Source organism: Streptomyces sp. NPDC086147, assembly GCF_040702165.1.
Lineage (GTDB): Bacteria > Actinomycetota > Actinomycetes > Streptomycetales > Streptomycetaceae > Streptomyces.
This window is the reverse complement of sequence record NZ_JBFBJO010000002.1, coordinates 377,735-393,604: the sequence shown is the minus strand read 5'-3', so window position 1 is coordinate 393,604 and position 15,870 is coordinate 377,735. Positions and strand designations below refer to the sequence as shown.

Here is a 15,870-nt window from a genome sequence, read left to right as displayed (position 1 = left end):
TGGGAAGGGGGTGCGGGTGGGGTGGACGGGCGGCGCGGGTCAGGCGGCCGCGGTCGCGGAGCCGTGCAGGGCGGCGAGGACCGGGTTCAGCCGGGCGAAGAAGCCGGGCAGGTCCTGCTGGAAGTAGAAGTGGTCGCCGGGCAGCACCTCGGGCTCGACCGGGTGACCGGCCACGAGGGACCAGCCTCCGAGCATGTCGGCCGGGACGATCGGGTCGGCGTCGCCGCCGAACACCGCGACCGGGCAGTCGAGCCGTACGTCCGGGGCGGTGCACCGGTAGACGTCGTCGATGGCGAAGTCGGCGCGGATGGACGGCAGGACGATCTCGCGGAGCTCCGGGTCGTCCAGGATGCCGTCGTCGGTGCCGCCGCGCTCCTTGATGGCGGCGACGAGCTGGTCGTCGTCGAACCGCTCGGGGTGCACCGGGCACTGGTTGGGCAGGACGGGCGCCCGGCAGGCGGAGGCGATCAGCCCGTAGGGGGTGCGGCCGCCAGCCTGGAGGGCCCGGGTCACCTCGAAGGCGACCAGGCTGCCCATGCTGTGGCCGAGGACCACCAGGGGGCCGGTGTCCGAGGGGAGGGCGTCGACCACGGGGAGCGCCAGGTCGTCGACGGACTCGGGCAGGTCCTCGCTGTAGCGGGCGCCCCGGCCCGGGTACTGGCCGATCAGCAGCCGGACGTCGGCCGGCAGGTGCTCGCGCCACGCGCTGTACGCGTGGGCGTTGCCTCCCGCGTGCGGCAGGACGAGGAGCGACAGGCGGTGCGGGGCGTCTCCGGGGAGGTCCCAGACGACGTCTTCGGGGGCGGGGGCGGGGTCCGGGAAGGAGGTCATGAGCTGATCCGTTCTGTCTCGGTACGGCGGCGGAGGGCGGGTCGGGCCTTCTTCGCCGGGGCGGTGTCGGCCCTGAGCGCTTCGACGTGCGCGGCGAGCCGGGCGGGGGTCGGGTGCTGGAAGACGTCGCGGACGGTGAGCCGCACGTCCAGGGCACCAGCGACGTGGTTGGTGAGGCGGGCCCCCAGGAGGGAGTGGCCGCCGTGGTGGAAGAAGTCGTCGTCGACGGTGAGGTCGGCGGGCGCGTCGAGGACGCGGACGAAGAGGGCGAGCAGGGTCTCTTCGAGCGGGGTGCGCGGGGCACGGCCGGAGGCGACGACAGCGGCCGGCTCGGGAAGAGCCCGCTTGTCGATCTTGCCGTTCGGCGTGAGCGGCAGCCGCTCCAGGAACGTGACGTGGGTCGGGACGAGGTGCTCGGGGAGCCGTTCGGCGACGTGCTGCCGGATCTCCTCGGGATGGATGCCGGGGTGGGTGCCGGTGCTGCCGTCGGGCCGGGTGCCGGGACGTGTGTCGCCGTCGGTGACGACGTAGGCGGCGAGCCGGTCGCGGTGGACGGTGACGACGGCCTGGGTGACCCCGGGGTGGGTCAGAAGCGCGGCCTCGGTCTCACCCGGCTCCACCCGGAAGCCCCGGATCTTGATCTGGTCGTCCACCCGGCCCTCGTAGAGCAGGTGACCGTTCCGGTCGAAACGGGCCAGGTCACCGGTCCGGTAGAGCCGACCGGACCCGAACGGGTTCGGCACGAAACGGATGGCCGTCAGGTCGGGGCGTCCCAGGTAACCGTGGGCCAGACCCTCACCCGCGAGGTAGAGCTCGCCGGTCACCCCAGGCGAGCACAGGTTCAGATGGGCGTCGAGGACGTAACCCCCCTTGTTGACAAGCGGAGTTCCGATCGGGACGAGGGAGTGCGGTTCGTCGCCGTGCGCGATGGGGTGGGTGGTCGTGAAGCCCATCGACTCGGCCGGCCCGTAACCGTTGACGATCTCGACGCCGGGCCTGAGCCGCTGGAGCTTGTGGACATGGACCGGAGAGGCGGCCTCGCCACCGGTGAAGGCGACCGCGACCGTGTCGAACGCCTCGGGGTGTTCGTCGACCAGGAAGTTGAACAGACTCGCCGACAGCTGGAGCATCGTCACCCCGTGCCGACGGGACAGCTCACTGATCAGAACAGGCTCGGGCCGCTGCCCCGGCTGCAACACAGAGGTCCCGCCGTGCAGCAGCGCACCCCAGAACTCCAGACTGAACGCGTCCCACGACACCGGCGAGCACTGGAGGAACACCTCGTCCGGCCCGAACCGTCCGTACGACTGACCACTCACCGTCGACACCAGGTTCCGGTGCGACGACAGGATCCCCTTCGGCCGGCCCGTCGAACCCGACGTGAACATCAGGCAGGCGGAGTCGTCGGGGCCGACCGGCAGACCGAGGTCGTCGGTTCCGAGGGACAGGAACTCGGCCGGGGCCTCCGTGTGGGTCGTCCAGGGCCCGTCGACACGGGCGGCCAGGGACGGGCAGGTGAGGAGGTGCCGGATGCCGGCGTCGGTGGCGGCCGAGCGCAGCCGCTCGTCGGGGAAGTCCGGGTCCAGGAGCGTGTAACCGGCCCCCGCCTTGACCACCGCGATCACCGCGGCCGCGAAGTCCGCCCCCCGCTCAAGCAGCACACCCGCCATGTCACCGCGCTTCAGGCCGCACGCCCTCAGGTGGCGGGCCCACCCATTGGCCAGCGCGTTCAGCTCCGCGTAGGACACCTCCCGCTCGCCGTCGACCAGGGCGGTACGGTCCGGATGGCGGGCCGCCTGCTCCTCGAACCGCTCGACCAGCGACGCGTCACCCACCTCGGCCGCCGTCCCGGCCCACGCCCCGGTCAGCAGCTCGCGCTCCGCACCGGACAGCACCTCAAGCCCCGAGAGCCGGACACCCGGCTCGTCCAGCACCTGGGCCAGAATCCGGCCCAGAACCGACGCCATGCGCCGTACCGTCACCTCGTCGAACAGCTCCCCGGCGAAGAGGACCGCGCCGTGCAGGCGCCGGCTGTCGTCGGAGCGGAGCAGGAACTCCAGGTCGAACTTGACCGATCCGTTCGCGACCCCCGAGACCTCGGAGGTCCGGACACCGGCCAGGTCGAGCCGAGGGACGGTGCCCGCCTCAAGTCCCAGGCAGATCTGGAAGAGGGGGTGGCGCGAGAGCGTACGGGTGGGATTGACCGCTTCGAGGACCAGGTCGAACGGCGTCTCCTGGTGCGCGAACGCGTCCAGATCGGCGGCCCGCACCCGCCCCAGCAGCTCCCGGAACGTCGGATCACCCGCACTGTCGGTGCGCAGGACCAGCGTGTTCACGAAGAACCCGACCAGATCCTCCAATGCCCGGTCCCCACGCCCGGCCACCGGCGAACCGATCGCCAAGTCCGAACCCGCGCCCAGCCGGGTCAGCGCCGCGACCAGAGCCGCGTGCACCACCATGAACGGCGTGCACCCCTCGCTCCGGGCGAAAGCCGTCACCCGCTCGAACACGTCCGCGCCGAGGTCGACCTCGATCTGACCGCCCAGGTGAGAGGCCTTCGCCGGCCTGGGCCGGTCCAGGCTCAGGCCGTGCTCCTCGGGCAGGCCGTCCAGCGCGCCGCGCCAGAAACCGAGCTCCCGGCTCAGCAGACTCTCCGGGTCGTCGGCCGACCCGAGCACGCGCCGCTGCCAGGCCGCGTAGTCGGCGTACTGAACGGCCGGCGGCTCCAGCACACGCGGGTCCTCCGCTCCCCCGACCCGGGCCTCATAGGCCTGGCTCAAGTCCGTGAAGAACACGCCGCTCGACACACCGTCCGTCGCGATGTGATGCACCACGAGGAGCAGCACCGCCGACCCGTCACCCAGATCGAACACCACCGCCCGCACCGGAATCTCCGCAGCCAGGTCGAACACCCGGCCCGCCTCGGCGGCCAACTCCACGTCGAGGCGCCCGACCTGGGTACGACGTTCCTGCACGCGCACGCGTGCCCGCTCCGGCGGAAGGATCCGCTGACGCGGCTCACCGTCCACCGTCTCGAAAACCGTCCGCAGCGGAGCATGACGCCCCACCACGTCCCCCAGCGCCGCTTCCAGCGCCACCAGGTCCAGTTCGCCACCCTCCAGCCGCACCACCATCGGCACGTTGTAGGCCGCGCTGTCCCCGTCGAGCTGCGCGAGGAGCCACAGCCGCCGCTGCGCGAACGACGCCGGAGGCAGTACGCCTTCCTCGTCGGCACCCTCGCCCGCGACCAGTGGCGGAAGAACCGCCCGTACGCCTCCCTCACTCGCGACCAGCTCCGCGAGGCCCGCCACCGTCGGACGCTCGAACACGTCCCGGATCGTCAGCCGCACGCCCAGCGCGTCCGCGATGTGGTTCGTCAGCCGCGCCGCGAGCAGCGAATGGCCACCGTGGTGGAAGAAGTCGTCGTCGACGGTGAGGTCGGCGGCCGTGTCGAGGACGCGGACGAAGAGGGCGAGCAGGGTCTCTTCGAGCGGGGTGCGCGGGGCACGGCCGGAGGCGACGACAGCGGCCGGCTCGGGAAGAGCCCGCTTGTCGATCTTGCCGTTCGGCGTGAGCGGCAGCCGCTCCAGGACGATGACGTGTGCGGGTACGAAGTGCTCGGGGAGCCGGTCCGCCACGTGCCGCCGGATCTCCTCCGGGTGGGTGTCGCCGTCGGTGACGACGTAGGCGGCGAGCCGGTCGCGGTGGACGGTGACGACGGCCTGGGTGACCCCGGGGTGGGTCAGGAGCGCGGCCTCGGTCTCACCCGGCTCCACCCGGAAGCCCCGGATCTTGATCTGGTCGTCCACCCGGCCCTCGTAGACGAGACGCCCCTCCCGGTCGAAGCGTGCCAGGTCACCGGTCCGGTAGAGCCGACCGGACCCGAACGGGTTCGGCACGAAACGGATGGCCGTCAGGTCGGAGCGTCCCAGGTAACCGTGGGCCAGACCCTCACCGGCGAGGTAGAGCTCCCCAATCACCCCAGGCGGGCACAGGTTCAGATGGGCGTCGAGGACGTAACTCCCCTTGTTGACGAGCGGAGTTCCGATCGGGATCAAAGCGTGGGGCCGCTCGTCCGGCTCGACGGAATGGGTCGTGGTGAAGCCCATCGACTCGGCCGGCCCGTAACCGTTCACCACCTCGACGCCGGGCCTGAGCCGCTGGAGCTTGTGAACATGGACCGGAGAGGCGGCCTCGCCACCCGTAAAAGCGACCGCGACCGTGTCGAACGCCTCGGGGTGCTCGTCGACCAGGAAGTTGAACAGACTCGCCGACAGCTGGAGCATCGTCACGCCGTGCCGGCGGGACAGCTCACTGATCAGAACGGGCTCGGGCCGCTGCCCCGGCTGCAACACGGAGGTCCCACCGTGCAGCAGCGCACCCCAGAACTCCAGACTGAACGCGTCCCACGACACCGGCGAGCACTGGAGGAACACCTCGTCCGGCCCGAACCGTCCGTACGACTGACCACTCACCGTCGACACCAGATTCCGGTGCGACGACAGGATCCCCTTCGGCCGGCCCGTCGAACCCGACGTGAACATCAGGCACGCCACGTCGTCCCCGGTCAGCTCGATGCCGAGGTTCTCCCCGCTCAGGCCTTCCAGTTCCTCGGCCGCGCAGGAGACGGTCTGCCACGGCCCCTCCAGGCGTCCCGCGAGACGGGCGTCGGTGATCAGGACACCGATGCCGGCGTCGGTGGCGGCCGAGCGCAGCCGCTCGTCGGGGAAGTCCGGGTCCAGGAGCGTGTAACCGGCCCCCGCCTTGACCACCGCGATCACCGCGGCCGCGAAGTCCGCCCCCCGCTCAAGCAGCACACCCGCCATGTCACCGCGCCCCAGGCCCCGCGCACTTAACTGGCGGGCCCAGCGGTTGGCGGCGGCGTTCAGCTCGGCGTACGTGATCGTCCGCTCGCCGTCGACCAGGGCGGTACGGCCCGGATGGCGGGCCGCCTGCTCCTCGAACCGCTCGACCAGCGACGCGTCACCCACCTCGGCAGCCGTCCCGGCCCACGACCCGGTCAGCAGCTCGCGCTCCGCACCGGACAGCACCTCAAGCCCCGAGAGCCGGACACCCGGCTCGTCCAGCACCTGGGTCAGGACCTCTCCGAGCACCGTCACCATGCGCCGTACCGTCACCTCGTCGAACAGTTCGGCGGCGAAGAGCACGGTGGACCGGAGCGACTTCTCGTCGTCGGTGCGGAGGAAGAACTCCAGGTCGAACTTGGCGGATCCGTTGGAGACCGTTTCGACGGGGCCGGTCCGCACGCCCCGCAGCGCGAACGCCGGGCCCCCGTCGTTCTCAAGGCTCAGGCAGATCTGGAAGAGGGGGTGGCGCGAGAGCGTACGGGCGGGATTGACCGCTTCGAGGACCAGGTCGAACGGCGTCTCCTGATGCGCGAACGCGTCCAGATCGGCGGCCCGCACCCGGCCCAACAGCTCCCGGAACGTCGGATCACCCGCGCTGTCGGTGCGCAGGACCAGCGTGTTCACGAAGAACCCGACCAGATCCTCCAACGCCCGGTCCCCACGCCCCGCCACCGGCGAACCGATCGCCAAGTCCGAACCCGCACCCAGCCGGGTCAGCGCCGCGACCAGAGCCGCGTGCACCACCATGAACGGTGTGCACCCCTCGCTCCGGGCGAAAGCCGTCACCCGCTCGAACACGTCCGCGCCGAGGTCGACCTCGACCTGACCACCCCGATGCGACGCCCGCGCCGGCCTCGGCCGGTCCAGGCTCAGGCCGTGCCCCTCCGGCAGCCCGTCCAGCGCGCCGCGCCAGAAACCGAGCTCCCGGCCCAGCACGCTCTCCGGATCGTCCGCCTCGCCCAACACCCGCTGCTGCCAGGCCGCGTAGTCGGCGTACTGGATGGCCAGTGGCTCCAGTACACGCCCTTCCGCTCCCCCGACCCGGGCCTCGTACGCCCGCTCCAGGTCCGTGAAGAACACGCCGCTCGACACACCGTCCGTCGCGATGTGATGGACCACGAGGAGCAGCACCGCCGACCCGTCACCCAGGTCGAACACCACCGCCCGCATCGGAATCTCCCCGGCCAGGTCGAACACCCGACCCGCCTCCGCGGCCAACTCCCGATCGAGCAGGCCCGCTTCGGTCCGGCGCGACTGCACGCGCACGCGTGCCCGCTCGGCCGGCAGGATCCGCTGACGCGGCTCACCCTCCACCGTCTCGAAGACCGTCCGCAGCGGAGCATGACGCCCCACCACATCCCCCAGCGCCGCTTCCAGCGCCACCAGGTCCAGCCCACCGCCCTCCAGCCGCACCACCATCGGCACGTTGTACGCGGCACTGTCCCCGTCGAGCTGCGCGAGGAGCCAGAGGCGCCGTTGCGCGTACGAGGCCGGTGGGGGTCCGTCCCACTCCCCCGCGACCAGTGGCGGCAGAACCGTCCGTACGCCTCCCTCACTCGCGACCAGCTCCGCGAGGCCCGCCACCGTCGGGCGCTCGAAGACGTCCCGGATCGTCAGCCGCACGCCCAGCGCGTCCGCGATGTGGTTCGTCAGCCGCGCCGCGAGCAGCGAATGGCCGCCGAGGGCGAAGAAGCCGTCGTCGACGCCGATCGGGTCCGTCGTCTCCAGCGTGGTGGCGAAGAGGGCGACGAGGGTCTCCTCCGTCCGGGTGCGCGGGGCGCGCCGGGTGGTGAGGAGGGCCGTCGGTGCCGGCAGGGCCCGCTTGTCGATCTTGCCGTTGGGGGTGACGGGCAGCCGGTCGAGGAGGGTGAGGTAGGTGGGGACGAGGTGGTCGGGGAGGTGGTCCGCCACGTGCCGCCGGATCTCCTCGGGGTGGAGGTCCGGGTGGGTGGCGCCGTCGGTGACGACGTACGCGGCGAGGCGCTTCTCGTGGACGGTGACGACGGCCCGGGTGACCCCGGGGTGGGTCAGGAGCGCGGCCTCGGTCTCTCCCGGTTCGACGCGGAAGCCCCGGATCTTGATCTGGTCGTCCGCCCGGCCCTCGTAGACGAGGCGGCCTTCGGCGTCGAAGCGGGCCAGGTCGCCGGTGCGGTAGAGGCGGCCGGGCCCGAACGGGTTCGGCACGAAGCGGGTGGCGGTCAGGTCGGGGCGGCCCAGGTAGCCGTGGGCGAGGCCCTCGCCGGCGACGTACAGCTCTCCGGTGGTGCCGGGCGGGCAGAGGTTCAGGTACGGGTCGAGGACGTAACCCGGCTTGTCGGCGAGGGGGGTTCCGATCGGGATGACGGTGTGGGGGCGTTCGCCCGGTGCGACGGTGTGGGTGGTGGCGAAGATCATCACCTCGGCGGGGCCGTAACCGTTGAGGACGGTGATGCCGGGCCTGAGGCGCTGGAGCTTGTGGACGTGGGCCGGGGAGGCGGCCTCGCCGACGGTGAAGGCGGTGGTGACGGTGTCGAAGGCCTCCGGGTGCTCGTCGGTGAGGTAGTTGAAGAGGGTGGCGGACAGCAGGAGCGTGGTGACGCCGTGCCGGCGGGCCAGTTCGGTGACGAGGGCCGGTTCGGGTTTCTGTCCCGGCTGGAGGACGACGGTGCCGCCGTGGAGGAGGCCGCCCCAGAGCTCCAGGCTGAACGCGTCCCAGGAGACCGGCGAGCACTGGAGGTAGACCTGGTCCGGGCCGGTGGGAAGGTAGGGCTGGCCGATCAGGGTGGACACCAGGTTGCGGTGCGAGGACAGGATGGCCTTGGGCCGGCCGGTCGATCCCGAGGTGAACATCAGGCAGGCCGGGTCGTCGGGGGCGACGGGGAGGCCGGGGTTGCCGGGTCCGTAGGAGAGGAGTTCGCCGGGGGCCTCGGTGTGGGTCGCCCAGGGGCCGTCGAGGCGTCCGGCGAGGGACGGCCGGGTGAGGAGGTGGCGGATTCCGGCGTCGTCGGCCGCCGCGCGGAGGCGCTCGTCGGGGAAGTCGGGGTCGAGCAGGACGTGGGCGGCGCCGGTCTTCAGTACGGCGAGGAGGGCGGTGGTGAAGCGGATGCCGCGTTCCAGGAGGACGCCCGCCAGGTCGCCGCGTCCCAGGCCGCGTGCGTTCAGGTGGCGGGCCCAGCGGTTGGCGGCGGCGTTGAGCTCGGCGTACGTGATCGTCCGCTCGCCGTCGATCAGCGCGGTCGCGTCGGGGTGGCGGGCCGCCTGCTCCTCGAAGCGTTCCACGAGGGTCGTGGGGGCGGTGTCCGTCACCGGTCCGGCCCACGGGCCGGTGAGCAGGGCGCGCTCGGCCTCGGAGAGGACGTCGAGGTCGGCGATCCGGCGCTCGGCCGGGCGGTCGGCGGCGAGGACGGTGGTGAGGAAGGCGGCGAAGCGGTCCTGGTGGGCGGCCGCGGCCGCCGTGTCGACGCCGTCGACCGGGGTGTCGAAGTCGATCCGCAGTCCGTGCTCGGCGCCGAGGTCGAGCACGGCGACGGCCAGGTCGTCCACCGGGCCGTTGCTGACGTTGTGGTTGAGGGTCGGCCGGCCGCAGACGGTGAGCTCCGCGTGGAAGCCCATGATGTTGAGGACGGGCGCGGCGAGGCGGCGGGAGCCGTCGACGGCCCCGGCCTCCCGGCACAGCTCCTCGTACCGGGTGAGCTGGTGGCGCAGTCCGTGCTTGACCTCGGCGGCGGCCGAGCGGACCAGGGCGCCGAGGGGTTCCTCGGGCCGCACGCGGAGCCGGAGCGGCACCACGTTGGACAGCATGCCGGGGGTGCTGCGGGCCTGCCGGGTCGTGCGGCCCGTCACGGGCAGGGCGACGACCAGTTCCTCGCGTCCGGTGACGCGGTGCAGGTAGACCGAGAAGAGGGCCACGAGCAGTACGGACCAGGAGACCCGCTCGCCGCGGGCGACCGACCGCAGCCGGTCGGCGTCCGCCGCGGACACCCGCACGCTGCGGCGCGCGAAGGGCAGGCCGCCGTGCGCCGGGGTGGCCCTGCCGGTGCCCCGGACGAGTCCGGCGGGGGCGTCCGGGGCGCCGGCGAGGTACTCCCGCCAGGCGGCCAGGTCGGCGGCGGCGCGGTCGGAGTTCCGGTACTCGGCGTCCTCGGCGAGCAGGTCGGCGAGGCTCCCGAACGGGGAGGGTCCCCAGGGTTCGTCCGCGACCGCCCGCTCGTACAGCTCGATCAGGCGGGCGAGGGCCATCGACACGCCCACGCCGTCGACGACCAGGTGGTGGAACCCGTAGAAGTAGAAGTACCGCTCCTCCCCCAGCCTGATCAGCGCGCAGCGGACCGGCGGGCGGCGGGCGAGGTCGAAGGGGGCGGCGATCAGGCCGTCGATCAGCCGCCAGGCCTCGGCCTCGGGGTCGTCGGCCGCGCTCACGTCGGTGAACGGGAGGACGCGGGTGCCGGCGTCGGCGTCGAGCAGCTGCCACACCCGCTCGCCGTCGTCCTCGAAGCCGCGGACGCGGAGGAAGTCGGCCTCCTCCACGAGCCGGCGCCAGGCCGCCGCCATCAGCTCCGGGTCGACCGGGCCGAGGATCTCTCGGCACTCGGCGACGTTGTACTTCACGCCGGTCGGGTCGAGGGCGTGCGCCGTCCAGATGTCACGCTGGGCCACCGAGAGCGGCAACCGGACGGCGGCCGGAGCGGGTGCGACGGGCGTGTCGAACGGCATGGAGGGCTCCTGGGGAGGAAGGCGCGGCAGCGGGGGCGGGGCAGTGGCCATACAACCCGTGGGCGCGGGCCGGGAGCGGCAGTTGCTCCGGCGGTCCACGAGCGGTTCGGCAGCGCGGCGGCAGTCAGGCGGCAGCGGTTCCGGCAGGAGCGGGGGCGCCGGCCGTCGGCGCGCACGCGGTCGCCGAGGCGACGGCCCGTACGACGCACAGCACGCGGAACGCGGAGCGGCCGCCGTCCGTGCTGGACCGGATCACGCCGCCGACCAGCAGGTCGCGGACCATGCGGCCGCAGTGCGGCAGGGGCAGGCCGGTCAGCCGGACGACGTCCTCCAGGAGGAACTCGTCCCGGTCGGCGGCGCACAGTTCGGTGATCAGGCTCCGGTGGCCGGCGGGCAGGCCGGCCAGGGTCCGGCCGACGCTCTCCCTGAGGTGGGAGCCGGAGCGGCCGTCGGCCAGGTGGTCGAGGAGCGGGGCGGGGTCGGACTCGACGATGCCGCGCAGGGTGGGCAGGTCGCAGACGGTGAGCCAGGAGGCGGCCGCGGCGAGGGCGAGCGGGTGTCCGTCGAGGCGGTGGCAGACCCAGGCGACGTCCGTCAGGGCCCGGTCGTCAGGGACGATGTCGGGGCGGACGCGGCGGAGCCGGTCGAGGAAGAAGCGGGTGGCGGGGGCGTCGGGGCGGGCGCCGCCGGACGGGGCGGGCGCCTCCAGGGGCGCGAGGAGGAAGAGGCGTTCGCCGGGGACGTTCCAGGGGGTGTCGGCGGTGACGAGGAGCCGCAGGCCGGGAAGTTCGCGCAGGAGGCGGCTCAGCCGCTGGAAGTCGAGCCGTCCGGTGTCGGCGCCGTCGAGGACGAGGAGCGCCGCGCGGTCGCCGAGCAGGCCGGTGAGCGCGGCGGGGACGGTGTCGGACGGTCCGTCGCCGTGCAGGAAGCCGGCGCAGTCGGCGATCGGGGCGGCGAGCGGGTCGTCGTCGGCCGGCAGGCAGTCGGCGACCGCTCCGGGGGCGGTGTGCCACAGCACGGGGAGGCCGGCGTCATGGAGTCTGGCCGCCGCCTCCAGGGCGAGTCTCGTCTTGCCGACGCCGCTCAGGCCCACGACGGTGATCAGCCGTTCGGCCCCGGAGCGGAGCTCCTCCGCGATGACGGCGGCCTCGGCCCGCCGTTCGATCAGCGGGTGCAGGGGGACGGGCGGTGCCGAGCGCTCCAGGGGCAGGTGCGGGAGGCCGCCGCCCCGGTGGCCGCGCCGCACCGCCTCCTCCAGGGCCGTACGGGCCCGGGGCCCGAGGCGCAGGGCGTCGGCGATCAGGCGGACCGTGTCGGTCCTCGGCCGCTGGGCCTTGCCCTTCTCCAGGTCGCGGATGGCGCGCACGCTGATGGTGGAGAGGTCGGCCAGCTCCCGCTGGGTCAGGCCGATGCGGAGCCGGTGGCCGCGTATGAGGGTGCCGAGTGCGGCGGTGGCCGCGGTGGTGCCCTCCGGGGAAAGAATGGTCGTCGCCATGAAAAGCCCCCACTGGTCGGGTCGGGGCGGGGCCCTGGCGGCGTCCCGGTCGGGCCGCCGGCCGGCGCAAGGCCTCGCCGTCTGCTGCTCTCCATCGTGGGGACGGGGCTATCCAGGGGGCATCCCGCGGGCTAACCCGCAGGTGGGGGCGGTGCGTCGGGTGTCGTGACGGCGGGACGGGCTCCGGCGGGCGCGGGCTCCGGCCGTCTTCGAGTCCCGTGATAGGGGCCCGTGATAGTGGGGTGATAAGACAGCGGACGGTCCCGTGAATCCGGTCGTTCCTAGCGTGGTGGTCACAAGGAAGCGCCGCTCACCACCAGGGAGAATCCGATGTCGAAGACCACCGCCGCCCGCACCGCCCTCCGCACCGCCGTCGCCTCCGCGATGATCGTGCTCGTGACCGGCGTCGGCGCCCAGGCGAGCTGGGCGGACGGGCCCACGGGCACGACGACGGTGGCCCCCTACGAGAACGGGAACGGCGGCACCGCCGGTACGGGCACCACCACGGGCACGGGCACCACGGCCACCACCGACAACAACCCCTGGGACTGACCCCGTACGACCGCCGACCCGGTGCGGTCACCAGCCCAGCGCGGTCACCGAACCGATACGGCCACCGGCCTCGTACGACCACCGAACCGGTACGGCCACCGGCCCGGTACGGTCACCGGCCCCGTAGAACCACCGACCGCCCCCGCGACACCGGCTTCCCGCCGCGTCAGCCGGCTCCGAGCAATCGTTTCGCCTCCGCCAGTTCCCGCCCCATCCGCCGCTCCCGGAAGACCTCGACGGCCGGAGCGAGCAGTTCCCGGGAACGCCCCGGCTCCTCGACGAGCCGGGCGAGGTCCAGACGCACCAGCGCACCGCCGCTCAGGTCCATGATCTCCTCCCGCGCGGCCACGGCCCGGTCGTAGAAGTCCCTGGCCCGGTCGGGGCGGCCCATCACGGCGAACGCGTGACCGAGGTCGCGCAGCAGGTGTCCCTCGCCGATCACGTCGCGGGAGTCCCGGCAGAGTTCCAGCACTTCGGTGAAGGTCAGGACCGCCAGGTCGCTCCGTCCCTGTTCGAGGAGCAGCTGTCCGACGCGGCGCAGGGTGCGCGCCCTGCCGCCGGTGTAGCCGACCTCTTCGTAGATCTCCAGCGCCTCGTCCAGCTGCGTCTGCGCCGCGTCGATCTCCCCCTGGCGCATCCGGATGTGGGCGCTCTGGGTCAGGACGATGGCCCGCCCCACCACGTCACCGGCCCGGTCGAAGTCGGCCAGGGACCTCCGGTACAGCTCCAGGGCCGAGGCGTCGTCACCGTTGGTGCGCGCGATGAGCGCCATGTCGCGGCGGCACAGCGCCTCGCCCCGGGGCTCGTCGAGCGCCTGGAAGACGTCGAGCGCCGAGGTCAGCGCCTGGCGCGCCGTGTCGTACTGGCTGCGGCTCATGTAGAGCGAGCCGAGCGACGCGCGCACGGCGGCGGTGCCCCGCAGGTTGCCCGCCTTGCGGACCGCGGCCAGGGCCTTGAGGTGCGTCTGCTCCCACAGGTCGTAGTGGCCCCGCACCTCGAAGAGCGTGACGAGGGAGGTGGCGAGGTCCCAGCTCAGGTCGTGGAGTCCTTCGTCGGCGGCGTGCTCGACCATCCCGCACAGGGCGGTCTGCTCCGCGTCGAGCCAGGAGAGCGGGTCGGCCAGGACCTCCTCGGTGTACGAGGCGGGGGGCTCCCAGCGCGGGGCGTCGCCGTGCAGGACGGTGAAGTCGCCGCCGTACACCTTGCGGTGGGCCTGCTGGGTCAGATGCATCCAGCCGCCCGCCATGCGGGCCAGCGCCTCCCGGCGCACCTCCGGCGGGTGGTGGGCCGCCAGCTGCTCCCGCGCGTACACCCGGATGATCTCGTGGAAGCGGTAGCGGAAGCCGCCGGTGCGCTCGACGCCGTCGACGTCCAGCATCTGCACGTCGACGAGCGGTTCCATGAGGTCCGAGGGGAAGGGGCGGCGGTCGTCGAGCAGGGCGCCCGCCAGCCAGCTCGGGAGGGTCGGCGCCTGGGCCATGCTGAGGAGCCGCAGCAGCCGGCGGTCGTCCGGGCCGAGGCCTTCGTACGTGAGGGAGAGGCTGGCCCGCATCGTCATCTCGCCGTGCGTCAGTTCGTCGAGGCGGTGCCGTTCGTTGGCGAGGCGCTGCACCATGGAGGCGAGGGTCCAGTGGGGGCGCGCGGCGAGCCGGGCGGCCACGATCCGCAGGGCCAGCGGAAGGCGTCCGACTGTGCGGACCAGGGCCTGTGCCGCCTGGGCCTCTCCGGCGACCCGTTCCCGTCCGACGATCCTGGAGAGGAGTTCGAGGGCCATGTCCTCGTCGAGGACGTCCAGTTCGACCCGGTGGGCGCCGGGGAGCGCGGTGAGGCGGGCCCGGCCGGTGACAAGGACGGCGCAGCCGCGGCTGCCGGGCAGCAGCGGCAGCACCTGGCCCTCGCCGGCCGCGTCGTCGAGGACCACGAGGACCCGGCGGGAGGCGAGGCGGGTGCGGTACATCTCGGCGCGCTCGTCCAGGGTCTCCGGGATGAGCTGGCCGGGGATGCCGAGGGCCCGGAGGAAGCGCCCGAGCACCTCGGCGGGAGTGGCCGGGGTGCCGGTGGTGCCGCGCAGGTCACAGTAGAGCTGTCCGTCGGGGAAGCCGGTCTCGGCCAGGGTGTGGGCGACGTGCACGGCGAGGGTCGACTTGCCGGTGCCCGGTTTGCCGGTGATGGCGGCGAGTCCGACGGTGGTGCGGTCCGGTCCCCCGGTCAGCGCCCGTTCGAGGGCGGAGGTCCGGGCCTCGTCCGCCACGAAGTCGGCCACGGCGGCGGGGAGTTGGTGCGGGACGGTGTCGTGCCGCACGGCCTCCGGGGCGGGTTCCGGTGCGGAGGCGGCCGGGCCGTCGGCCTCCGGGGTCTCGGTCCCTCCGTTCGCCGCGGGCGCGTCGGGGACCGTCGCCCGCACCCGGTCGCGGTGCGCGCCGACGGGCGGGCGGGCCGGTCTCGCGTCGGCCCCGGCACCGGTGGGCGGGGGCAGCGCGCCGGCCAGGATCGCCGACTCCAGTTCGCGGAGCTCCCGGCCGGGCTCCAGGCCCAGTTCGTCGGCGAGGATCCGCCGTCCGGTCCGGAAGGCCTCCAGGGCCTCGGCCTGCCGGCCCGACCAGTACAGCGCCTGGATGAGCTGGCCGCGCAGCTTCTCCCGCAGCGGGTGCTCGTGGGTGAGCATCTGGAGTTCGCCCACGAGCCGGTCGTACTGGCCGAGTTCGAGTTCGAGCTGGATGCGGAGTTCGGTGGCGGTCAGCCGTTCCTCGTTGAGCTGGCGCGCCCGGTTGGCCAGCGGACCGCCGTCGAGGCCGGACAGGCACTCGCCCTGCCACAGCGTCACCGCGCTCCTCAGCAGGCCCACGGCCTCCCGGGGGGAGCCCTGGTCGCGCAGCCGCCGGGCCCGTAACACGAGGCCGGTGAAGAGCGCCGCGTCCACGTTGCCCGCCTCGGTGTGCAGGACGTAGCCCGGGGGCCGGGTCGTGATCGTGGCCTCCCCGTCGGCCCCGGTCAGCAGTTTCCGCAGGCGCGACACGCAGATCTGCACCTGGGTGCGGGCGGTCTCCGGCGGGTTGTCCTCCCAGATGAGGTCGACGAGGTGGTGGGTGCCGACGACCCGGTTCGCGTCGAGGAGCAGGGCCGCGAGGATCACCTCCTGGCGGCCGGGCGGCACCCGCAGGGGCCCGTCGGGGCCGTGCACCTGGAGCGGTCCGAGGAGCCGGAAGGGAAGGCGCGACACGTCCGGGAGTCCCGGGTCTCTCTCACCTGCGCCGTCAGTCACCGATTCCCCCACGAAACAAATGAGTTGACACTTGAGACCCAAGTGAGGACAGTCTCCACATCCACCCCCGCTCTGTCCATGCCGTGAAGATCCCGGTCGGAGATAGAGGGGTGATAACCCGGAGTTGGTGACGCCCCCCAGAATCCTGCACCGAGAGTGAAAGGGGCTCA

General features: G+C 73.1%; 5 protein-coding genes. 1 reads left to right on the top strand and 4 read right to left on the bottom strand.

Translation table 11 applies throughout. The features are described 5' to 3' along the window. Positions 1–39: 39 nt before the first annotated feature. The 3 genes from AB0398_RS06615 to AB0398_RS06605 form a co-directional block, all read right to left on the bottom strand. Positions 40–831, bottom strand: a complete 792-nt coding sequence (locus AB0398_RS06615; protein ID WP_366372747.1) for an alpha/beta fold hydrolase — start codon at positions 829–831, stop codon at positions 40–42. After that, positions 828–10,391: an amino acid adenylation domain-containing protein gene (locus AB0398_RS06610; RefSeq protein ID WP_366372746.1), complete on the bottom strand. Its 9,564-nt coding sequence runs from the start codon at positions 10,389–10,391 to the stop codon at positions 828–830. Before AB0398_RS06610 ends, AB0398_RS06615 begins: the two co-directional genes overlap by 4 nt. Before the next feature lie 124 nt (positions 10,392–10,515). Continuing rightward, entirely contained in the window at positions 10,516–11,886 is a 1,371-nt protein-coding gene (locus tag AB0398_RS06605; RefSeq protein WP_366372745.1) for a helix-turn-helix domain-containing protein, read from the bottom strand. 330 nt (positions 11,887–12,216) lie between these two features. On the opposite strand from AB0398_RS06605, the gene AB0398_RS06600 reads away from it, so the two are divergent. After that, complete coding sequence (locus AB0398_RS06600) at positions 12,217–12,438, top strand: hypothetical protein (protein ID WP_366372744.1); 222 nt, start codon at positions 12,217–12,219, stop codon at positions 12,436–12,438. Positions 12,439–12,604: 166 nt separating this feature from the next. On the opposite strand, the gene AB0398_RS06595 is transcribed toward AB0398_RS06600, so the two are convergent. Next, positions 12,605–15,658 (bottom strand): BTAD domain-containing putative transcriptional regulator, encoded by a 3,054-nt coding sequence (locus AB0398_RS06595; RefSeq protein WP_366372743.1) that lies wholly within the window; start codon positions 15,656–15,658, stop codon positions 12,605–12,607. Positions 15,659–15,870: the final 212 nt, after the last annotated feature.

What these genes read in the sequence shown, in the direction of transcription:
- AB0398_RS06615 (WP_366372747.1), bottom strand. Translation starts at nt 831, where the DNA reads ATGACCTCCTTCCCGGACCCCGCCCCCGCCCCCGAAGACGTCGTCTGG.
- AB0398_RS06610 (WP_366372746.1), bottom strand. Translation starts at nt 10,391, where the DNA reads ATGCCGTTCGACACGCCCGTCGCACCCGCTCCGGCCGCCGTCCGGTTG.
- AB0398_RS06605 (WP_366372745.1), bottom strand. Translation starts at nt 11,886, where the DNA reads ATGGCGACGACCATTCTTTCCCCGGAGGGCACCACCGCGGCCACCGCC.
- AB0398_RS06600 (WP_366372744.1), top strand. Translation starts at nt 12,217, where the DNA reads ATGTCGAAGACCACCGCCGCCCGCACCGCCCTCCGCACCGCCGTCGCC.